This is a genomic window from Stenotrophomonas sp. 22LJNL06-5-1 (assembly GCF_056861455.1).
Genome location: NZ_JBSPUE010000002.1, coordinates 96,995 through 116,815 on the forward strand (window position 1 = coordinate 96,995; position 19,821 = coordinate 116,815).

Genomic DNA, 19,821 nt, shown 5'->3' on the forward strand with positions numbered 1-19,821 from the left:
CTTGCGGGGGATCACAGCGAGCCGCGCAGCGTCAGCATCACGTTGCGGGGTTCGCCGAAGAAGTTGCCCCTGCGGATCTGGCTGATCATCGCGTAGTAGCGCGTGTCGAACAGGTTGGCCACGTTGAGGCCCACGCTCCAGCGCGGATTGATCCGGTAGCCGGCGCGCAGGTCCCATACGGCGCGTCCCGCTGCGCCCATGCGCCAGTCCGGGTCGTCGTAGGCCGGATAGGAGTAGCTGCTCTGTGCCGATACACCGCCGCCCACGGAGAACGCGTTCCACTTGCCGGGCAGCTGGTAGGACGTCGACAGGCGCAGCAGGTGGCGCGGCGTCTCGGCGCTGATGGTCGCGCCCTCGTCGTCGCGGCTGGTGACATGGGTATAGCCCGCCATCATCTGCCAACCCGGCGCCAGTTCGCCGCTGGCCTCCAGCTCAAAGCCCTTGCTGCGCAGCTTCCCGCCATTGCGGTAGCAATCGGACGACGCCAGCGAGCCACGGCAGGTGCCCGGGTCGGACTCGTCCACCACGGCGTTGCCGGTCTTGCGAATGGAAAATACCGCAGCGGAGAGGTTCAGGCGTCCATCGTTCAACTCACCCTTCACGCCCAGCTCGTAGTTGGCCCCGATGGCCGGATCCAGCACCGAGCCGGACGAGGTGACGTACGAACTCTGCGGCTGGAAGGTGTCGGCGTAGCTGGCATAGACCGACCATTGCGGCCCCAGGTCGTAGACGAGGCCGGCGTACGGGGTGAATTCGTGCTTCTGTTCGTAGTCGCGGCTCTTGGCGCCGCTGAAGCCATCGCTGGACTGGTACTTCACCCAGCTCAGCCGGCCACCCAGCGTGAGGTGCAGCGGCTCTGCCAGCTGCAGGCGCAGGTTGCTGTACACGCCGCTCTGCTGGGCGCGGGCGTTTTCCGCCCAGTCCCAGGCGGGCTGGAGGGGCTGCGCAATGGCGCTGTGGTCCGGCGCGTAGACATTGATCGGCACATCGATGGCCAGGTCCGCCGAGCTCTGACGGGTACGCTGGCGCGACCACATCGCACCCAGCAGCACCTGGTGGCTGCGACCGAAGGCTTCGAAACTGCCGGTGGTGTGCAGGTCGATGCCATCACTGCGCACGCGCGAGCGGTTGAAATAGATGTCATAGAAGCGCGAACCGATACCGGTGGCCCGGTCCACCCCGCCGAGCGGAACCGCTACGCGCTGGTCCAGGTCCGACTCGGTGCGGTTCACCGACAGGCGCGCCTTCCAGCGCTCGTTGAAGCGGTGCTCTGCCTCTGCGAAGGCTTCGTCGACGGAGCCTTCCTGTCGATTCCAGTCCTGGATGAGCGAGGTGGAACGCTTGATGTCCAGCGCGCCACCATCGGTGTAGCGTGGCAGGCCGAACAGCCAGTAGCCGTCGGTGTCACTGGCCTGATGACGCAGGCCGAAGGTCAGCGTGGTGTCGGTGCCCACATCGGCATCGATCACCCCATAGGCGAGCGGCGCCTTCGATGAGGTGCCCCGCTGGAAGTAGTCGCGGTCCTGGTAGGCGGCAACCAGTCGGCCGCGCACGGTGCCGGCGGCATTGAGCGGGCCACCACCATCGACCTCGAGGCGATAGTTGTCCCACGAGCCCACGGTTGCTGCCAGATCGAGATGGGCCTGGTCGCGGGGGCGCTTGCGCACCATGTTGATCGCCCCGCTGGGGTCGGCCGCGCCCAGCATCATGCCGCCGGCACCGCGCAGCACTTCAACCCGCTCCAGCACCGCAGTGTCGATAGGCAGCCAGCCCACCGGGGCATAGACGATGCCGGCCACGCCATCGACCAGATAATTGCTGTCGTCCACGGTGAAGCTGCGGATCGAGAACTTGTGGTTGCCGAAGTTGCGGGCGGTCTTGGTCACGCCCGTGGTCTGCGCCAGCGCTTCGTCCAGCGTGGTGAGATTGCGGTCGTCCAGTTGCTGGCGGGTGATCACGCTGACCGATTGCGGGGTCTGGCGGATGCTCTGCCCCAGCTTGCCCAGACTCAGCTCACGTGCCGTGTAGGAGCCGTCGCTTGGTGCATTGGCGGTCACGTTCACCGTCTGCAGGGTGGTCTGGGTGTCTTTGCTGCGCGCAGGTGCTGCTGCTTCCTGCGCCAGCGTAAACACGCCCGGACGGGTGGCGTTGACACGCACCCCACTACCCTCCAGCAGTCGCGCCAGTGCCTCCTGCGGCGTGTAGCTGCCGGTCAAGGCCGGGGCGCGACGGCCCGCCACCGCTGATTCGCTGAACAGCACCTGCTGCCGGGACTGCTCGGAGAAGCTGCGCAGTGCGGCATCCAGCGATTGAGCCGGAATGTTGAACTGCATGCGCGCGGCCGGCTGGGCCTGTGCGATGGCCGGCGCCGCCAGTGCGCTGGAAATGCACAGTGCCAGCAGCGGCAGCCGCTTGGCGTGTACCCCCGTAGAGAACGCGCGGGCGACAAGCGCGCGCTTGATCTTCATGTACCCCATTACCGCTCCATCATGCTTGGCCACCACTGGCCTCACTGGGGTAAACGGAAAACGGCGGTGGGGTGGGAACCCGCGCCGGGAAAAATCTTCGTTCCGGCGTCAGCGGGTCACGGGCCGTTCGTCGATGCGATAGCCGCCCTGGGCATTGCGGGTTACCTGCACGGGCAACAGATCCGGCAGGGCTTCCAGGAAGGTGGCCGGGGCATCGGTGGCTGCGTAGCCGGAGACGGGCAGGAACTTCAGCCCTGGCTGGCCCAGCGTGACGGGATGGCCCAGATACTGCCCGACCTCCTGCGCCACTTCGTCCAGCGGGGTGCGCCGGAACACCAGGCGCCCGTTGCGCCAGCCGCCAATGCTGTCTGCGCTTGCCGCAATGGGGCGATAAGCAGCGGTGAGCGTGGTAACGGCCAGGCCCTGTTCGGCATGCAGGCTGACCGGCGCGATGCCTTCAGCGCGATCCGGTTGTACACGTACGTGCCCGTGCAGCACCTTGACCAGTACTTCGCCCGGACCATTGCGCACATTGAAGGCCGTGCCGACCACCGTCACCCGGCTGCGCTGGGCATCGACGGTGAAGGGCCGGTTCGCGGCGGGGGCGACCTCGAAGTAGGCTTCGCCCTGGCTGAGCACCACTTCACGACGGGAGCGATAGAAATGCACCGCCAGCGTGCTGCGTGCGTTGAGTGAAATCCGTGAGCCGTCCGGCAATTGGAGATCACGGATCTCGCCTGCACCGGTGGCCACGTCCTGCACGTAGCTGGGCGCGGTGTACCAACCGTAGCCGACGTACCCCAAGGCCAGCATCGCCACGGCCGCAGCCGCCGCAACGCGTGGCAGGCGCCACGACCGTGCGCGCCGCGCCGCGCTGCCCCGCCGTTGAGCGGCAGGTACTGCCGGGGCGACTACCGCATGCGCGTCCGAGGCCAGCGCGGGGCGCGGCAGCTGCCCCAGGTCGTGCCAGGTTCTGGCCACGCCGGCGAAGGCCTGTCGGTGCGCTTCGCTCTCGGCCAGCCATTGCTGCAGGGCCGCCTCGTCTTCCGGCTGCCAGTCCGCATCCTGCCGCCGTACCAGCCACGCGGCAGCCGCCTCATGCAGGGCAAACGGGTCGGAACCTGAGGCAGAGGGAATATCGGTCATCGGCAGGGAAGATCAGCATCGATGGCAGGCGCCAACGCCTCGCCCGCCTTGATCGGGCGATGCAGTTCCTGCATCTGTGCCAGAGAGGCATAGCGTACCCGCACTTCGCAGTAGGCCACCGCACGCGACAAGTGCTTGACCACCATGCGCCGGGAGATCTGCATGCGAGCGGCCACGTCTTCCTGGGTCAGGCCATCGAAGCGGCAGAGCACGAATGCCTCGCGTTGACGCTCGGGCAGCTCGGCCAGCGCGTCTGCCAGGCGCTCCAGGCGCTGCCGCTGTGCGGTGAGCTGCAACGGGCACTGTGATTCATCGCTGGCCAGGGCGTGGCCAGCCTCCTCTGCGTCTGCCAGCGGCAAGGTCTGAAGGCGTCGCCCGGCATGATGCTCGCGGTATTCGTCGGACACGGTGTTCATCACCGTCTGGCGAAGGTAAGCCCCCTGCTGATCGCAGGATGCCAGTGCAGGGCTTGCTGCAATCCATTTCACTGCACCGTCGTGCAGGGCATCCTCACCGTCCCCGCCCCTGACACGTGCAAGACCACGGAGGATGGGCCCCCGCCAGCGCGCATAGGCTTTCGCTAGCAGACTCCCACCCATCGGCGAGCTGTCCTGGGCCACGCCGGACTCTGTTGATGAGGCCGGGCTCGCCGCTCTGCCCATGCCCCGCTCTAGCGTGGACACAGCGCCCTCGGAACAGATGCCCGTGGCCTGCACAGGAAGGGCGGAGATTTCACGTTGATAGCCGGGGCATTGGCCGCGATTGGCGACAGAGTGGATGGCTGTAAGTGTAGTGAGAGTCATTTGCAATTGGAACTGCCCCGTGCAGTCGCTGGGATTCAGCCCACTGCACTGAGTCCACGGGCCGAACACGCGCCATCGCCAGCGCCAAGCAGCTGCTCCTCCAACGCCTCGATCGCAGGCGTCCGCGCGGCCGCGCTGCGCATCAGCCGGAAGCTCGCGGCGGGTAGCGCAGGAAGCCCCAATCTCCCGTCCGCAATGACCAGGCCATCCTGGACGTCATCCTGCAGAGCTACAGTGATGGCGAGCCCGGACTTTGCAGCCGATCGCAGGCCCTGCTGGCTGGCCGAGGTAAAGGTGACGCGCCACTCCAGGCCGGCGTCAACAAGAGCTTCGATACACACGTCCCGGTGCGTGCACGGGCTGGGTGCGAGTGCGAGCGGCAGCGCCTTTTCCGGTTTGTGTTCGAATCCCGAACCGATGGCCCAGACGAAACGTGTCCGCCTCAATACCGGCCACTCAACGTCCTCTTGCAGGAACAGATTCACCGCCAGGTCGAGTGTTCCCGCCTGTATCTGTTCGTTCAGTGCCCCATAGGACTCCACGGCCACATCCAGCCGTACCGCGGGGAATCTGCGCGAGAAGCGCGACAGCATTGCGGTCAACCGGTCGCCGGCATAGGTCTCTGGCACACCCAGGCGCACTGCCCCGGTAACAGCAGCCTTCTGGAACCGCCGAACCAGCAGGCTCTGGGCAGCAAGGATCTGCTCGGCGTGGCGCAGGAAGTCCTCGCCGTCTTCGGTGAGTGTCACGCTTCTGGTGGTCCGTTTCAGCAAGGCGCTGCCCGCCTGCTCTTCCAGCTTCCGGATCTGGTGGCTGATGGCCGATTGGCTGAGGTTCATGCGCTCACCCGCCTTGGTGAAGCCACCGGTCTCTACGACAGCGACAAAGGCGCGCAGCAGGTCGGGATCAAAGAACACCGGGGCAATCCATGATGAGGATTGATCAATTCTATTAAATGAAATCATTTTTATCATCATGAAAGTCTCTCCAAGATGACCGCTCACTTGAAACGCGCAGCTGCATTCGACCCTGCGGCGCGCCAGATCCCGGACCTGCCTGAGGAGATCCATGACTTCCCTTTCATCTGCCGCTCGAGACCGCCTGGCGCTTTCAGCGGCGTGCCTGGCTTCCCTCATGTTCGGGCTGGAAATCTCGAGCGTGCCGGTCATCCTGCCGATACTGGAGACCGAGCTTGGCAGCAGCTTCAGCGGCCTGCAGTGGATCATGAATGCCTACACCCTCGCCTGCACGACGGTGCTGATGGCGGCCGGCGCGCTGGCGGATCGGTACGGGCGCAAGCGCATCTTCGTGATCAGCCTGCTGCTGTTCGGCATCACGTCCCTGGCCTGCGGCCTTGCACGAAGCGGAACGGCGTTGATCGTGGCTCGATCGCTGCAGGGCGCGGCCGGAGGCGCAATGCTGGTCTGCGTGTTTACGGTGCTTTCCCATCAGTTCAGTGACTCCGCACAGCGAGCCAAGGCCTTTGGCATCTGGGGCGTGGTCTTTGGTATAGGGCTGGGTTTCGGGCCGGTCATCGGTGCTGGCGTCGTGTTCATCAGCAGCTGGAGCTGGGTGTTCCTGGTGCATGCGCCCCTGGCAGTGGGTGCGACGGTTCTTGCCGTTCTGGGCATCCGCGAATCGCGGGCGCCACGCCAACGGAAACTGGACCTTGCGGGGATCGTCTCGCTGTCAGTGGCCGTCTTTTCCTTTACCTGGTTCATCACCCAGGGCATTCCTGCGGGCATTGGAAGTGCCTCTTCCATGGCGGCCGCTCTGATTGCCGTCATCAGCCTGGCGGTATTCATTGCGGTCGAGCGCAGGGTGCCGGACCCGATGTTCGATTTTTCCATCTTCGGCAACCGGCGCTTCTCGGGCGCATTGCTGGGCTCGATGGGCATGAACTTCAGTTTCTGGCCGCTGATGGTGTACCTGCCCTTGTTCTTCCAGCATGGACTTGGCTACTCAAGCATCGCGACCGGCCTGTCCGTCCTGGCATACACATTGCCGTCGCTGCTGCTGCCGCCCTACGGCGAGCGTCTCGCGGTGCGTTACGGGCCCGAGCGCGTGATCCCCGTCGGCATGTTTGTCATGGGTGGCGGAATGCTCATGATGGCGATCGGTGCGGGTGCGGAAAACGCGAGCTGGCTGACCCTGCTGCCAGGCTGCATTCTGGCGGGCTCGGGCCTGGGGGTGATCAATACACCCATCACCAATACGACGACCAGCTCCGTACCCAGCGATCGCGCTGGCATGGCATCCGGCATGGACACCAGCGCCCGATTCATCAGCCTCGCCATCAACATCGCCGTGGTGGGGTTGATTCTGGTGAAAGGCACTTACTACGCACTTGAAACGAACCTGCCCGGAGGCAACCCTTCGCATCTGCAATCACTTGCGGAGGGATTGTCCGCAGGTACTGCGCACCTGGATGAGCTGGCGGCCACTGGCCAGGTGGTGTCCCGCGATGTTGCGCACCAGTCGCTGATCTTCGGCTACCAGCTTGCCATGGCTTACGCGGGCGTATGTGCCTGTGCCTTGGCAGGTGTCAGTGCGCTTACGTTCCGGGGGAGTCGACACTCCTTGGCATCGTGCGCCAACGAATCGAACGTACCATGAGGATCCAGCGGAGCGATCGCCGCTGATCACGACGCTGCGAAGATCGACGCAATGCCGGCGAGTGAGCCTACAGCCACCCACGAGAGCGTAGCGAATGCAACCAGCAGCACCTTCCGGTGGAAGGCCTGCACTTCGGATCGGGGTTCCGGCTGTCGCGCGTACGGTCTGGCAAAACCGATGAGTTCGCCGGTGGCCGACAGCGCCCCCACAAGAATCAATGCGATCACGCAGAAGCCGAAGATGGAGCCCATGAGGGCTGGAAACTGGGTATCAGCGATGGCCGGCTGCGTCTCGGCCATCGCCTCCACAAGTTGCCCGGCCCACCGCGCGGGCAGCCAGGCCAGGATTGCGACAATACCGAAGTGGCTGACCAGGTTGATCCAGAACCAGGAGGTGGTCTTCATGACGTGGGCGTTTCCGATGCCAGCCAGTGGCGAGCATCGTGATGCCTGCGTTGGCCCGGCACAACCCTGCACGGGCAGGGCGGCCAGCGGCCGGCACCACCAGGGCCATCAGTTCGCTTGCACCCGGGCTGCAGCCATCGATACGGTTCAACGGCCGGTGCCGGAAGCGCGCCGCCGGTACTGCTCCATCCAATCCAACGACGGCGCGATGCCGCCGAACGGGAACAGGTGCGGGCTGACTAGGCCATGAGCGTCGGTCAGCCCCTGCACGAGACGGTCGACAAAAATCTCCGGCCCTGCTGTTCCCAGCAGCCGGCCGATCGAGACGCCGTACCTGGCCAGCATCGATGCGCTGGCACCCACGCCGCACATCGCGGCGTAGCGCATCAGCCGGGTGATGCTGGCCGGCCCCGGCACGCCGACCAGCACTGGAACATTGATTCCACGGGCACGCAGTACAGCCAGCCACGCCAGCACGATATCGGCATCGAAGGCGAACTGGGTGATGATCACGGGTGCCATGCCGCGCGTTTCGATGGCCCGGCACTTGCCTTCAAGTGCCTGCCAGCGATCGTCACTGCTCATCACCGGATGGCCTTCCGGGTGCCCGCCGACACCCACGACCTTGATGCCGCTGCGTTCCAGAAGTCCGGCCTCGATGATCGAAATGCTGTCTGCAAACGGTCCAGCAGGCGTGGCGAGGTCACCGGCGATCACCAGGCACTGCTCGACACCGGCTTCGCTGGCCGCGCGCTCCAGGAACCGCTCGAGTGCCACACGCGAGCCGATGCGGCGCGCAGACAAGTGCGGCATCGGCTCGAAGCCGAGTGCGCGCACCGTGCGTGCGGCGGCCAGGCGCGCGTCGTCATCCTCACTGGCCAGGTAGGGAATGGAGATCGTTGTGCCGCGCGGTATGCGGTCGGCCTCGGCGCGCAGCGCGGGCATGGCCTTCGCGCTGACCTCCAGTGAAAAGGTGTTGATGAAGGCTTCCGTCCGCAGTGATCCAGGTGCAGGCATCAACGGGCTCCGCCTGCATTGCCGGCAAGCGGCGAGCTGTTGCGGGCCAGCTCGATGAAGGCCTGCAGGTAGTCAATGCCGGTATCCGCCTCGCGCGCACCCAGATAGATCTGCTTGGGGATGCCTTTGGCGCCCAGGCGAACGGGCACCACATCCATGCGCGCGGCGTATTCCTCCACCAGCCAGCGCGGCATGGCGGCCACGCCGCGGCCGCTGGCTACCATCTGCATCATGATGTCGGTGGTTTCAATGGCCTTGTGGCGCCGCGGCGTGATGCCGGCCGGCAGCAGGAACTGGTTGTAGATGTCCAGGCGCTCGAACGGCACCGGATAGCTGATCAGAACTTCCTGGCCGAGCTGCCGCGGCTTTACGTAATCCACCTTGGCCAGGGCGTGGCTCTTGGCCACCACCAGCACCTGCTCGTAGTCGAACACGGGAATGAACTTCAGGCCCGGCTTCAGCAACGGATCGGGGGTTACCAGCAGGTCGATCTCGTAGCCGAACAGCGCGCCGATGCCGCCGAACTGGAATTTCTGCTTGACGTCCACATCCACATCCGGCCACGCGGCCAGGTACGGCGAGACGATCTTCAGCAGCCACTGGTAGCAGGGATGGCATTCCATGCCGATACGCAGCGCGCCACGCTCACCCTGTGCGAACTGGCCCAGCCGCTCTTCGGCCAGGTCCAGCTGCGGCAGCACGCGGTTGGCGACGGCCAGCAGGTATTGCCCGGCCTGGGTCAGGCGCAGGCTGCGGCCTTCGCGCAGCCAGACATCGGTGCCGAGCTGCTGCTCCAGCTTTTTCATGCTGTGGCTCAGGGCTGACTGGGTCAGGTTGAGCACGCCGGCCGCAGCGGTGAGCGAGCCTTGCTGCTCGACCTGCTGCACGATGCTGAGGTGGATCCGTTCCAGCATGACGATGAATCTCATTCATGGATTGGTGAAGTAATACCATTTTACGTCATGGAAAGGCGTGGCTAGCATCGGGTCATGCCTTCGGTTGCCTGCCAGCCTGCTGATCCAGCTGGCCTGCAGGACTGCGCCCCCGCAGATCGCGCCGAAGCAGCCCCTCCCCTGCTGAAAGCGAATAGATGACCCGCCCCCTCCGTATCGTCGCCGTCTCCGGTGGACTGCAACGCCCGTCCCGGGCCGCCACCCTGGCCGAGCATCTGCTGGGCCTGATCGGCGAAGACGTCCATTGCGAGCAGCATCTGATCGAGCTGGGCGAGCTGGCGCCGCAGCTGGCCGGTGCGCTGTGGCGCTCGCAGCTGCCCGAGGCTGTGGAGCGGCAGTTGATCGCTGTCGAACAGGCCGACGTACTGGTGGTGGCCACGCCGGTCTACCGCGGTTCGTACACGGGGCTGTTCAAGCACTTCTTCGATTTCATCCACCAGGACGCGCTGGTCGACATCCCCATCCTGCTCGCCGCCACCGGCGGCAGCGAGCGCCACGCGCTGGTGATCGACCATCAGCTGCGGCCGCTCTTCAGCTTCTTCCAGGCTCGCACCCTGCCCTTGGGCGTCTACGCCACCGACCGCGATTTCGCCGAGGGCCGCGTCCATAACGAGGCGCTGATCCAGCGCGCACGGCTGGCGGTGCAGCGGGCACTGCCCTTGCTTGCGCTGTCCCATCGCGCAGCGCCCGCCATCGCCGAGACCGCCGCAATTCTCTGAATACCGGATGCCAGCACCCTGCATTCGGATGTGACCCCGCTAACCGGAACGCCGCCCATGACGACCGACACCTTCACCTTCAGCATCACGCGCATCCCCTTCAACGAGGACTACCAGCCCGCCGATGGCACGCGCATCACCACCAACTTCGCCAACCTGGCGCGTGGTGCATCCCGGCAGGAAAACCTGCGCAACACAATCAGCATGATCAACAACCGCTTCAACGACCTGGCGCACTGGGACAACCCGAGTGCGGATCGCTATGCGGTCGAACTGGACATCATCTCGGTGGAGATGCATATCGACGGCAGCGATGGCAGTGATCCGTTCCCGCTGATCGAAGTATTGCGGCCGACCATTGTCGACACGCAGACCGGTGCGCGTACCGAGGGCATCGTCGGCAACAACTTTTCGTCCTATGTGCGCGACTACGATTTCAGCGTGGTGCTGCCGGCCAGCAACGAGGGCAAGGCCACCTTCGGCATTCCGGAAGGCTTTGGCGACCTGCATGGCAAGCTGTTCAAGCACTTCCTGGAGTCTGACGCCTACCGCGCCAACTTCAGCAAGGGGCCGGTGATCTGCATCAGCGTTTCCAGCAGCAAGACCTACCACCGCACCGAGAACCACCATCCGATCCTGGGCGTGGAATACCGCCAGGGCGAGTTCTCGCCCACCGACCAGTACTTCGACAAGATGGGCCTGCAGGTGCGCTACTTCATGCCGCCGGGCAGCGTGGCGCCGCTGGCGTTCTACTTCCAGGGCGACCTGCTGGGGGATTACTCGAACCTGGAACTGATCGGCACCATCAGCACGATGGAGGCCTTCCAGAAGATCTACCGCCCGGAGATCTACAACGCCAACTCCGTGGCCGGCAAGGTCTACCAGCCCAGCCTGAAGCACCAGGACTATTCGTCCACCCGCATCGTCTACGACCGCGAAGAGCGCAGCCAGCTGGCGGTCAAGCAGGGCAAGTTCACCGAAGAACACTTCATCAAGCCGTATCGCGCCGTGCTTGAACAGTGGGCTGCCCGCTGATCCATCGATTTTCCATCCGCCCCCAGGAAACAAGACGCAATGTCGACGAAGAAACTGCTCCCCACCTCCACCGCCGGCAGCCTGCCGAAACCGTCCTGGCTGGCAGAACCCGAGAAGCTCTGGTCGCCCTGGAAGCTGCAGGACGAAGGCCTGACTGAAGGCAAGCAGGATGCGCTGCGCCTGTCCCTGCAGGAACAGCAGCATGCCGGCATCGATATCGTCAGCGACGGCGAGCAGACCCGGCAGCACTTCGTCACCACCTTCATCGAACACCTCAACGGCGTTGATTTCGAGAAGCGCGAGACCATGCGCATCCGCAACCGCTACGATGCCAGCGTGCCGACCGTGGTCGGCGCCGTGAGCCGTCCGAAGCCGGTGTTCGTCGAGGATGCGAAGTTCCTGCGCCGGCAGACCACGCAGCCGATCAAGTGGGCGCTGCCTGGCCCGATGACGATGATCGACACCCTGTACGACGCGCACTACAAGAGCCGTGAGAAGCTGGCCTGGGAATTCGCGAAGATCCTCAACGAGGAGGCGAAGGAGCTGGAAGCCGCCGGCGTCGACATCATCCAGTTCGATGAGCCAGCCTTCAACGTGTTCTTCGACGAAGTGAACGACTGGGGCGTGGCCGCGCTGGAACGCGCGATTGAAGGGCTGAAGTGCGAGACCGCCGTGCATATCTGCTACGGCTACGGCATCAAGGCCAACACCGACTGGAAGCAGACGCTGGGATCGGAATGGCGGCAGTATGAAGAGTCGTTCCCCAAGCTGCAGACCTCCAACCTCGACATCATTTCGCTGGAATGCCACAACTCGCACGTACCGATCGACCTGATCGAGCTGGTGCGCGGCAAGAAAGTGATGGTGGGTGCCATCGACGTGGCCTCCAGCACGGTGGAGACCGCCGATGAAGTAGCCAGCACCCTGCGCAAGGCCCTGCAGTTCGTGGATGCCGACAAGCTTTACCCCAGCACCAACTGCGGCATGGCGCCGCTGGCCCGTGAAGTGGCACGGGGCAAGCTGCGTGCGCTCAGCGAAGGGGCCAGGATCGTGCGTGAGGAGCTTTCGGCGTAAACCTGGCTGGGGATGTGTTCTCGCTTCGGTCCGGGGAGGATGGAATCTGGCCGGGTACAGACCAGGTTCCACCTCGTCCCTGCAGCTCGGGCCTGGCGGCCGTCACGCGCGGCCGTGGTGCCAGCGCCTCCTTGATCCGCCCCATCTCCCCTGCCCCGGCCTCGGCCAGCCGCCGGGCCTGCTGCCGCTGTTCCCGCGTCAGTGACGGCGAAGGCGGGAGCACGGCGCCCGCGTCCGGCGCAACACCCACCAGCCGCGCCACCGCATCGCGCAGAGGCAACTGCGGGCAGAGCCGTGCAGCACACCAGCGCTCGGCGTAGCGCTTGGCCTGACGGGCGCTGGTGGCCGACACGACCTTGGTCTGTGACATCTTGCGTGCGTCCAGGTACAGGCGGAACCCGAGCGCGGCATGCGGCACGATATTGGCCACCGAACGGCCGTTCCACCACAGATCCCAGCGCTCGCCGCTCTGCACCCAACCGGATGGCCGGGGGACGTTCATGAAATCTGGAAGATCGTATGGGGAACTCATGGCGGGAAGGATACGAGCGCCCGTCGCACTGGCTGAGATCCGCGCCATGCGGTTGTCCGGGACCATGAATCGTTTAGGCGTGCTTCCTTCCGCCACCCCCTCCGTACAGTCGCACCGCGGGCATTAACGTGACGCGTCACGCCCAATGGTGCTTTCGATCCAGTCGAGGTAGCGGGACACCCGGACGTTGTAGACCACCTGGCCATAGAAGCCCGCCTCAAGGGCATGCTCGGGAACGGCGCTGATCCATGAGCCGAGCCCCACCAAACGTGGCGTTCCGTGCTCTTCGATGACCAGCGGCCCGCCACTGTCACCGTTGCCGAGAATGCCCTCCAGCGGCAGGGCCTGCGGAGGCGGATCGAACCGATACCAGAGATACCGGTCGTTGCCGCCGGTAAGCGCGTTGTATGCACGCCGCAGGGTCGTGCGATGCGGGCCGCCTGGCACCAGCCCCACGGCGCCATTGCCGGTAGCCCCCTTCCCTATCAGGGCCGCGATCTGCGCGACTTCGGCAGCACCGCGATAGAGCGCTACGGGCTGTACGTCCTTTACAGCAGTCGCAAGCCTGATCAGTGCGATGTCATCCGATGCCGCCAGGAACGCGTGGATCCTGGAGGGATTTCCCGTCGCCAGCGCCTCCTTGCCCAGGGCCTCCGGCATTCTTCTGAAACCGGGATGCACGAAGACGCGCTCGACCGCATAGGCGCGCCCATTGATGGAGACAGATTCTTCCATCCCTTCCATGGGTGCCGCATGCGCTGCGGTCAGCACCCACTGTGGGGCGATGAGGACGCCATGCCCTTCGCCCGGCATGTCGGCCAGCGCGGGGAAGGCCGATGCATCGATCTGATACCTGGCGTCGTCCACATCATCACGGATGACCACGGCACCTGCGGCGAACGGGAGCGCAGCAAGCGCCAGGAAAAGCAAGCGATTCATGGGTGTCATCATCCCTGCGGTCAGTCATTGCAGACTAGCCGAACATATCCGCCCGATGGAAAGCCGGCGACCAAGGCTGGCGTGGGGCGACAAAGGCCGGAAATTCAACCGCCAAGTCAATCCGCACTACCCATGCGGATCGAGCAGTCTCTGGCCGCTCCAGCCGAAGCCAGCACTCTGCGCTGAGGATGAGCATAATTGGGCAGCGCCAAATCCGTGCCGAGGCAGGCAGTCTCTGGCCGCCGTAATTCGTGTCTCTACCGTTGGGAGTTCAAGGTGTCAGTGCAGGATATTGATGATGAAACGAGGTCGCGCCTTGTCGATATGGGGTGGCTTCTCAATGAGCTTGTCGGCGACATCAAGACGCCCGTGGATCTTGCGTTTCAGCTGAAACCGGCAATGGATGCAAGCAGCCAGAACTACCTGTCCATCAATCGCCTGTGCCTGACCGGAGTATTGATTGGCCTGTGCAAGCTCAATGAGATATTTACGCACTACGGCATCGAGATAAAGAATTTTCCTATCGAGCTGCGTAAAAAAATGAAGGCCGTGAAGAGAGAGATCGAGGGCAGAGGAATTTACGCCTACCGAAGCAAGTATCTGGCTCATTCCTTCTCCAGGGAGAAAGACTGCAAGCCAAAGCCACTATCCCTGAGCGAGAGCGTACAGGCCTTGATGAAGATCATCGATTACGGACTGGACCCTGTGTGCGCCAATGTGTTCGAGTTCTACAAGTGGGCCTACGAAAAGGGCAACGAGGACTCGGTTGTCAATGTCATCTACAGCTGCGTGAAGCACATCGATCACATCGTTGGGGGCCTCGGCAAGCGCACGTGAGGAACGGCAGGAATCGACCAGCGCCGAAGCAACGGCTCCACAGAGCCTACCTGCGACCACGATAGGGCTCGCAGCCCACCCCATCATTGTCCCGATCGAGGTGCGGGCCGTACCCTGGATCACCACGCCGTACCGGCGCTGCCCCGGTCGCCCGGGCCTCCGCGCAGTTGGCAAATGCCCGGGACCTGCGTGCAGGACCGGGGGCGAAACTCCCGTGCGGGGTATCGACGTATCGCGGCGCGACCGGGGCGCCTCGATGGCAGTGATAGTCGCCCGTCTTCCGGTTGGTGTGGCAACCGTTCTTGTCGAGCCTGCCGGGATGCGCCAGCGTATTGGCAGGCAGCATCAATGCGAGCATGGCGAATGCAGGCAATGCAAAGAAGAAATCGCCTCGGATGTCCATACCCTCCCCCGTCAGGCAATCCTGCCCCGGGGGAAGGCTAGCACGGGAGTGCCGTAGTAGACGGAATTCGGCGCAACGTCAGCGCTGGTAGTCCTTCAGGAACAACCAGGTGATCAGCGTGGCGTCCGGCCCCTTCGGGTCGGTGAATGGCAGGCCCGACTGGCTGCCGCTCCAGGCATGGCCCATGCCCTGCACCACATAGTGCTGGACCAGCGTCCTGCCGCCATAGGCGTAGGTGTCGACGGTATACGCGCGGCCGCCCGGCACCTGCCCGTGATAGGTGTTGGTCGGCACGTATTTCACCGAGTCGTTGTCCTGGCCGTCGTCGGCCAGGTCATTGGTCTGCAGGAACTGGCGCACGGCCTGCTGGCCGTTCACCGGATTGACGGTCAGGTCGGCACTGCCATGGAAGACCAGCACCGGCAGCGGTCGCGGCGACGGCGAACCCGAGCACTGCCATGCCAGGCGGCCGTTGCTGTCCGGCGAGTAGATGCTGCCAGCCAGCAGTGCGTAGGCACTGCCGGAAATCGTGGTCGCGCCCTTGAACATGCCACCAGAATGGATGGCGCCTGCGGCGAACATATCCGAGTAGCAGGCCAGCATGATCGAGGTCATCGCGCCGCCCGCCGAAATACCGGTGACGTACACACGATGCGGATCAACGCTGTAACCCGCCTTCACCTTGTCCACGATGCCGGCCAGGAGCGAGGGCTCGCCACTGTCGCGTGCCTGGTTGATCGGCAGCTGCCAGTTCCAGCAACGGGCCGGATTGGAGGTGACGTTCTGCCGCGGGTAGACCACGATGAAGCCTTCGGTGTCGGCCACATCGTTGAAGCCCGAAGCCTCACCCATCAGGTTCGGCCCGGTCACGCAGCCGTGCAGCACCAGCAGCAAAGGCAACGGTTGAGTGTCGTCGTAGCCGGCCGGCACCCACACCTGGTATTCGCGGGCGCCGAACAGATTGCCGTACAGGCCAATGTCCCAATGCCCGGCCGGGCCTGCGGCAAGGGCACTGCCCGCCATCGCCAGCCAACTGCACAGCACCAGCAGTACAACCTTGATCGAATCGATTCCGGATTTCATGGCCAGATCCTCATGGGTGAGTCGTGGATGAAGTGGTACCGGGAAGCGCTTCCGGCTGGGGGCGCGCCCAGTATCCGCATCCGGCGGCCGCTGCCGACTGGACCTAGGTCCACTCGCCGCTGCGCGATGACACCGCTAGCCTTGGCTGCAGGGGTGGCAATGGGCCATCTGCAAGCACTGCCTGGGGGAGGACCGAATGAAACGGAATTGTTTGAGTCTCATGATCGGCGCGCTGCTGGCCTCCGGGCCGGTACTGGCACAGGAAACGCCCCAGGCCACGCCGACGGCGGGCAGGACTGCATCACCCACCAACCTGGACAGCATCAAGGTCACCGCGCGCAAGCGCGAGGAAACCCTGCAGGAGGTGCCGGTTGCCGTCACAGCGTTTACCTCCGAGGCGCTGGACAAGATGAATGTCCAGGACATCAGCGACCTGGATGCGCAGGTGCCCAATCTGACCATCTACGCCGCCCGCGGCGCCAGCAGCACGGTCACCGCCTACATCCGTGGCATCGGCCAGTCCGATCCCACCTGGGGCGCCGATCCGGGCGTGGGCATCTACCTGGATGACGTCTACATCGCGCGCCCGCAGGGTGCGCTGCTGGATGTGTTCGATGTCTCGCGCATCGAGGTGCTGCGCGGCCCGCAGGGCACGCTGTATGGCAAGAACACCATTGGCGGCGCGATCAAGTACATCTCGCGCGGCCTGCCCACCCAGACCGAGGGCTTCGCCCAGATCACCGTGGGCAACTACAGCCAGCTGGATGCGAAGGCGGCCATCGGCGGCCCGATTGGCGGTGCCGACAGTGGCCTGCGCGCCCGTGTGGCGGTGGCGAGCATGAACCACGACGGGTTTGGCGAGAACACTTTCAACGGCCAGCCGGTCAGTGACAAGCAGATCAACGCGGCGCGCCTGAACCTGGGCGCGTATGCGGGCGACGACTTCGACGTGCAGTTCGCACTGGACTGGATCGACGATCAGTCCGGCATGCGCGGCTCGAAGATGCTGGCGCCCAATCCGTTCCTGCGCGCCTACCCGCCGATGGACAGCCGCTATGACATCCGTTCGGGCATGCGCAACCTCAACAACGTGGAGAGCAAGGGCGCCTCGGCCACGGTGAACTGGCGGCCGAACGAGGACATCGCACTGAAGTACGTGATCGCCAAGCGTGAATCGGACAGCGAGGCCAACATCGACTTCGATACCGCCCCGGTCAAGCTCGCCGACGTGGGTGGCACCTACCATGACGACCAGGTCAGCAACGAAGTGCAGTTGAACTACGATGCCGGCGGCCGGGTGCGCGGTGTGGTCGGCCTGTACCAGTTCAGTGGCGAGGCGGGCGGGCAGATCCAGAACAACTACTTCAGTGCGCAGTTCGCTGACAACCAGGGCAAGGTGCTGACCGACAGCATCGCGCTGTACGCGGACTGGACCTTCGACCTGACCAGCAAGCTGAAGCTCGATGTCGGCGCCCGCTACACCGACGAGGACAAGCGCGCGATCGTGCTGAACCGCCTCTACGCCGACCCGGGCTTCAGCCGGCCGGTGGCGGTGACCGCCGATTTCGACAAGAAGACCAACTTCAAGAACGTCTCGCCCAAGGTCTCGCTGGACTACCAGATCACCCCGGACATCATGGTCTATGGCCTGGCGACGCGTGGCTTCAAGTCCGGCGGTTACAACATCCGTGCCAATGCGGTAGCGGTACCGCGCTCGGCGGAGCCGTTCGATGACGAGACCGTGGACAGCTACGAGGTCGGCAGCAAGATGGCCTTCCTCGACCAGCGCCTGTTCCTGAACCTGTCGGCGTTCTACAACAAGTACAAGGACATCCAGCTGTCGGTGTTCACCGGCCTGGATACCAATGGCGACGGCGTCGATGATTCCTTCTTCGGCGATTTCACCAATGCCGGCGCCGGTACCGTCAAAGGCCTGGAAGTCGAGTATCAGTACCTGCCCAGCCAGCACTGGCTGATTTCCGGCAACCTGGCGTGGCTGGACACCAAGTACGACGAGTACATGGACCGCGGCATCAACGTGGCCAAGCAGATGAAGTTCACCAATGCCCCGGAGTTCTCCGGCGCGTTCAACGTGGAATACCGCACCGACCTGGCCAACGGCAGCAACCTGTCGGCACGGGTGAGCTACAGCTACCAGAGCGAAGTGTGGCCGACCACCGACCTCAGCCCGGTAATCCGCCAGCAGGGTTACGGGCTGGTCAATGCCGGCGTCATCTGGCGCCTGGATGATGCGTGGACCTTCTCGCTGCAGGGCACCAACCTGGCCGACAAGGAATACCGCACCACCGGCTACAACATCCCGGCGGTCGGCACGCTGATTGGCTTCTATGGCCCGCCGCGCCAATATAGCCTCAGCGTCCGGTACGATTTCTAGCGCATCCGTTACGATCTTCAGGAAGCTTCTGCATGACGCAGTCTTACGATGACCTGTACTGGAACAGCAAGGATGGATTGCGCCTGCACGCGCGCGACCATGCACCCGATGCGGGGCAGGCAGCACGTGGTACGGTGGTCTGCATTCCAGGACTGACCCGCAATGGCGCCGATTTCGATGCGCTGGCCGATGTACTCACCGCCGAGGGCTGGCGCGTGATCGCGGTCGACCTGCGCGGTCGCGCAGGGTCGCAACGCGCATATGACCCGTCCAGCTACAACCCACGTGCCTATGCGGATGACATGGTCGCGCTGCTGCGCTCGCAGAACATCGACAAGGCGGTGTTCGTCGGCACCTCGCTGGGCGTGCTGGTGACCATCACCCTCGCCTCGCGCGCGCCCGAGCGGATCGCGGGCGCGGTGCTCAACGATGCCGGCCCCAAGGTGCCGCGTGAGGCGCTGGCACGGATCGGCAAGTACGCCGGCAAGCCGGTACCGCCAATGGACCTGGTGCAGGCCACGGCCTACGTGGAATCCATCGGCAAGGCTGCGTTCCCGCGCTTCAGCACCGATGACTGGCGGCAGATGGCGGTGCGCACCTTCCGCCCGCGAGGCGATGGCCTGCTGGAACTGGACTACGACCCGGCAGTGATCCGCACCACCCGGCCATGGCTGCTGTGGCTGTTGCGTCCGGTGCTGTGGCGTGCGGTCCGCGGGCTGACCGCCCGGGTGCCGGTGCTGGTGGTGCGCGGTGCGCTGTCCGACATTCTGCCGGCCGATGTCGCGCGGCAGATGGCGGCCACCTCGGAAAGTGCCCGCCTGGTGGAGGTGCCCGATGTGGGGCACGCGCCGATGCTGTCCGAGCCAGAGGCACGTGACGCGATCCTGACCCTGCTGGAGCGTGTGGCGTGAGTGCGGACAGCGACCTGCCTCCCGCCCTGCAGGCGTTGCAGCAGTGGGCCGCCAGTGAGCGGCTGAGTGGCGTGACCCGCGTGGACCAGGCGCGCATCGCTGCTTTTGCCGACGCCACCGGCGACCACAACTGGATCCATGTCGATCCAGCGCGGGCGCAGGCGCAGATGCCGGGTGGGCATACCATCGCACATGGCTTCCTGTTGCTCTCGCTGACGGTGGAGGACGATGTGGCCGCCCTGGCCGGCTTCCCCGGCATCGCCCATGTACTCAACTACGGCTTGAACAAGGTCCGCTTCCTGGCGCCGGTGCCGAGCGGGTCCGAGGTGCGGGTACGCTCGCAGCTGGTGTCACTGGATGCGCACCAGCCCGGCCAGTGGCTGCTGACCCAGCGCAAGGCCGTCGAGCGGGTCGCCGATGGCGAGCTGGCACTGGTCGCTGAGCAGCTGTCACTGATCGTGATTGCCGCCTAGCACCACCCTGCCC

General features: G+C 64.6%; 19 protein-coding genes. 8 read left to right on the plus strand and 11 right to left on the minus strand.

From position 1 onward, the window contains the following. Window positions 1-11: 11 nt before the first annotated feature. From AC13GF_RS06105 to AC13GF_RS06120, 4 genes are all read right to left on the minus strand, one after another. Window positions 12-2,468 carry a TonB-dependent siderophore receptor gene (locus tag AC13GF_RS06105; RefSeq protein ID WP_483003849.1) on the minus strand — a complete coding sequence of 819 codons (2,457 nt, stop codon included), beginning with the start codon at window positions 2,466-2,468 and terminating at the stop codon, window positions 12-14. Window positions 2,469-2,576: 108 nt separating this feature from the next. Next, window positions 2,577-3,614: a FecR family protein gene (locus tag AC13GF_RS06110; protein WP_483003850.1), complete on the minus strand. Its 1,038-nt coding sequence runs from the start codon at window positions 3,612-3,614 to the stop codon at window positions 2,577-2,579. Beyond that, window positions 3,611-4,417, minus strand: a complete 807-nt coding sequence (locus tag AC13GF_RS06115; protein ID WP_483003852.1) for an RNA polymerase sigma factor — start codon at window positions 4,415-4,417, stop codon at window positions 3,611-3,613. The genes AC13GF_RS06110 and AC13GF_RS06115 overlap by 4 nt, the downstream gene beginning before the upstream one ends. 35 nt (window positions 4,418-4,452) lie before the next feature. Then, window positions 4,453-5,487, minus strand: a complete 1,035-nt coding sequence (locus AC13GF_RS06120; protein ID WP_483003854.1) for a LysR family transcriptional regulator — start codon at window positions 5,485-5,487, stop codon at window positions 4,453-4,455. Between AC13GF_RS06120 and AC13GF_RS06125 the strand changes: the two genes are divergently transcribed. Continuing rightward, window positions 5,486-7,033, plus strand: coding sequence for an MFS transporter (locus tag AC13GF_RS06125; protein ID WP_483003856.1), 1,548 nt, complete (start codon window positions 5,486-5,488; stop codon window positions 7,031-7,033). The two genes, AC13GF_RS06120 and AC13GF_RS06125, sit on opposite strands and share 2 nt — an antisense overlap. A gap of 26 nt (window positions 7,034-7,059) precedes the next feature. On the opposite strand, the gene AC13GF_RS06130 is transcribed toward AC13GF_RS06125, so the two are convergent. The 3 genes from AC13GF_RS06130 to AC13GF_RS06140 all read right to left on the minus strand — a co-directional run bounded on the left by AC13GF_RS06130 (window position 7,060) and on the right by AC13GF_RS06140 (window position 9,368). Continuing rightward, complete coding sequence (locus tag AC13GF_RS06130; protein WP_483003858.1) at window positions 7,060-7,437, minus strand: hypothetical protein; 378 nt, start codon at window positions 7,435-7,437, stop codon at window positions 7,060-7,062. A gap of 147 nt (window positions 7,438-7,584) precedes the next feature. After that, window positions 7,585-8,454 carry a methylenetetrahydrofolate reductase gene (locus tag AC13GF_RS06135; RefSeq protein WP_483003860.1) on the minus strand — a complete coding sequence of 290 codons (870 nt, stop codon included), beginning with the start codon at window positions 8,452-8,454 and terminating at the stop codon, window positions 7,585-7,587. Continuing rightward, a complete protein-coding gene (locus tag AC13GF_RS06140; RefSeq protein WP_483004289.1) occupies window positions 8,454-9,368 on the minus strand; it encodes a LysR family transcriptional regulator in 915 nt (304 codons plus the stop codon). Before AC13GF_RS06140 ends, AC13GF_RS06135 begins: the two co-directional genes overlap by 1 nt. Window positions 9,369-9,544: 176 nt before the next feature. On the opposite strand from AC13GF_RS06140, the gene msuE reads away from it, so the two are divergent. From msuE to AC13GF_RS06155, 3 genes are read left to right on the plus strand one after another with little or no spacing between them, the layout of a single operon-like run. Beyond that, a complete protein-coding gene (gene msuE / locus AC13GF_RS06145; RefSeq protein ID WP_483003862.1) occupies window positions 9,545-10,126 on the plus strand; it encodes an FMN reductase in 582 nt (193 codons plus the stop codon). A 57-nt stretch (window positions 10,127-10,183) separates the two neighbouring features. Further along, complete coding sequence (locus AC13GF_RS06150) at window positions 10,184-11,161, plus strand: DUF1852 domain-containing protein (protein WP_054171777.1); 978 nt, start codon at window positions 10,184-10,186, stop codon at window positions 11,159-11,161. Window positions 11,162-11,200: 39 nt separating this feature from the next. Further along, window positions 11,201-12,235, plus strand: a complete 1,035-nt coding sequence (locus AC13GF_RS06155; protein WP_483003864.1) for a methionine synthase — start codon at window positions 11,201-11,203, stop codon at window positions 12,233-12,235. On the opposite strand, the gene AC13GF_RS06160 is transcribed toward AC13GF_RS06155, so the two are convergent. Next, window positions 12,192-12,815 carry a hypothetical protein gene (locus tag AC13GF_RS06160; RefSeq protein ID WP_483003866.1) on the minus strand — a complete coding sequence of 208 codons (624 nt, stop codon included), beginning with the start codon at window positions 12,813-12,815 and terminating at the stop codon, window positions 12,192-12,194. The two genes, AC13GF_RS06155 and AC13GF_RS06160, sit on opposite strands and share 44 nt — an antisense overlap. Before the next feature lie 75 nt (window positions 12,816-12,890). Then, entirely contained in the window at window positions 12,891-13,706 is an 816-nt protein-coding gene (locus tag AC13GF_RS06165) for a S1 family peptidase (protein WP_483003868.1), read from the minus strand. A gap of 198 nt (window positions 13,707-13,904) precedes the next feature. On the opposite strand from AC13GF_RS06165, the gene AC13GF_RS06170 reads away from it, so the two are divergent. Further along, window positions 13,905-14,543 (plus strand): hypothetical protein, encoded by a 639-nt coding sequence (locus AC13GF_RS06170; protein ID WP_483003870.1) that lies wholly within the window; start codon window positions 13,905-13,907, stop codon window positions 14,541-14,543. Between the two features lie 46 nt (window positions 14,544-14,589). Here the strand turns inward: AC13GF_RS06170 and AC13GF_RS06175 are convergent, their stop codons facing one another. After that, window positions 14,590-14,946 (minus strand): excalibur calcium-binding domain-containing protein, encoded by a 357-nt coding sequence (locus tag AC13GF_RS06175; protein WP_483003872.1) that lies wholly within the window; start codon window positions 14,944-14,946, stop codon window positions 14,590-14,592. A 78-nt stretch (window positions 14,947-15,024) separates the two neighbouring features. Further along, a complete protein-coding gene (locus AC13GF_RS06180; protein WP_483003874.1) occupies window positions 15,025-16,029 on the minus strand; it encodes an extracellular catalytic domain type 1 short-chain-length polyhydroxyalkanoate depolymerase in 1,005 nt (334 codons plus the stop codon). 220 nt (window positions 16,030-16,249) lie between these two features. Between AC13GF_RS06180 and AC13GF_RS06185 the strand changes: the two genes are divergently transcribed. Genes AC13GF_RS06185 through AC13GF_RS06195 form a run of 3 tightly spaced genes read left to right on the plus strand, consistent with a single transcriptional unit; the run spans window position 16,250 to window position 19,808 of the window. Next, window positions 16,250-18,424 (plus strand): TonB-dependent receptor, encoded by a 2,175-nt coding sequence (locus AC13GF_RS06185; RefSeq protein WP_483004290.1) that lies wholly within the window; start codon window positions 16,250-16,252, stop codon window positions 18,422-18,424. Window positions 18,425-18,456: 32 nt separating this feature from the next. Further along, window positions 18,457-19,335 carry an alpha/beta fold hydrolase gene (locus tag AC13GF_RS06190; RefSeq protein ID WP_483003876.1) on the plus strand — a complete coding sequence of 293 codons (879 nt, stop codon included), beginning with the start codon at window positions 18,457-18,459 and terminating at the stop codon, window positions 19,333-19,335. After that, complete coding sequence (locus AC13GF_RS06195; protein ID WP_483003877.1) at window positions 19,332-19,808, plus strand: MaoC family dehydratase; 477 nt, start codon at window positions 19,332-19,334, stop codon at window positions 19,806-19,808. Before AC13GF_RS06190 ends, AC13GF_RS06195 begins: the two co-directional genes overlap by 4 nt. The last annotated feature ends 13 nt before the right edge of the window (window positions 19,809-19,821 follow it).

What these genes read in the sequence shown, in the direction of transcription:
- AC13GF_RS06105 (WP_483003849.1), bottom strand. Translation starts at nt 2,468, where the DNA reads ATGAAGATCAAGCGCGCGCTTGTCGCCCGCGCGTTCTCTACGGGGGTA.
- AC13GF_RS06110 (WP_483003850.1), bottom strand. Translation starts at nt 3,614, where the DNA reads ATGACCGATATTCCCTCTGCCTCAGGTTCCGACCCGTTTGCCCTGCAT.
- AC13GF_RS06115 (WP_483003852.1), bottom strand. Translation starts at nt 4,417, where the DNA reads ATGACTCTCACTACACTTACAGCCATCCACTCTGTCGCCAATCGCGGC.
- AC13GF_RS06125 (WP_483003856.1), top strand. Translation starts at nt 5,486, where the DNA reads ATGACTTCCCTTTCATCTGCCGCTCGAGACCGCCTGGCGCTTTCAGCG.
- AC13GF_RS06120 (WP_483003854.1), bottom strand. Translation starts at nt 5,487, where the DNA reads ATGGATCTCCTCAGGCAGGTCCGGGATCTGGCGCGCCGCAGGGTCGAA.
- AC13GF_RS06130 (WP_483003858.1), bottom strand. Translation starts at nt 7,437, where the DNA reads ATGAAGACCACCTCCTGGTTCTGGATCAACCTGGTCAGCCACTTCGGT.
- AC13GF_RS06135 (WP_483003860.1), bottom strand. Translation starts at nt 8,454, where the DNA reads ATGCCTGCACCTGGATCACTGCGGACGGAAGCCTTCATCAACACCTTT.
- AC13GF_RS06140 (WP_483004289.1), bottom strand. Translation starts at nt 9,368, where the DNA reads ATGCTGGAACGGATCCACCTCAGCATCGTGCAGCAGGTCGAGCAGCAA.
- msuE (WP_483003862.1), top strand. Translation starts at nt 9,545, where the DNA reads ATGACCCGCCCCCTCCGTATCGTCGCCGTCTCCGGTGGACTGCAACGC.
- AC13GF_RS06150 (WP_054171777.1), top strand. Translation starts at nt 10,184, where the DNA reads ATGACGACCGACACCTTCACCTTCAGCATCACGCGCATCCCCTTCAAC.
- AC13GF_RS06155 (WP_483003864.1), top strand. Translation starts at nt 11,201, where the DNA reads ATGTCGACGAAGAAACTGCTCCCCACCTCCACCGCCGGCAGCCTGCCG.
- AC13GF_RS06160 (WP_483003866.1), bottom strand. Translation starts at nt 12,815, where the DNA reads ATGGCGCGGATCTCAGCCAGTGCGACGGGCGCTCGTATCCTTCCCGCC.
- AC13GF_RS06165 (WP_483003868.1), bottom strand. Translation starts at nt 13,706, where the DNA reads ATGAATCGCTTGCTTTTCCTGGCGCTTGCTGCGCTCCCGTTCGCCGCA.
- AC13GF_RS06175 (WP_483003872.1), bottom strand. Translation starts at nt 14,946, where the DNA reads ATGGACATCCGAGGCGATTTCTTCTTTGCATTGCCTGCATTCGCCATG.
- AC13GF_RS06180 (WP_483003874.1), bottom strand. Translation starts at nt 16,029, where the DNA reads ATGAAATCCGGAATCGATTCGATCAAGGTTGTACTGCTGGTGCTGTGC.
- AC13GF_RS06185 (WP_483004290.1), top strand. Translation starts at nt 16,250, where the DNA reads ATGATCGGCGCGCTGCTGGCCTCCGGGCCGGTACTGGCACAGGAAACG.
- AC13GF_RS06190 (WP_483003876.1), top strand. Translation starts at nt 18,457, where the DNA reads ATGACGCAGTCTTACGATGACCTGTACTGGAACAGCAAGGATGGATTG.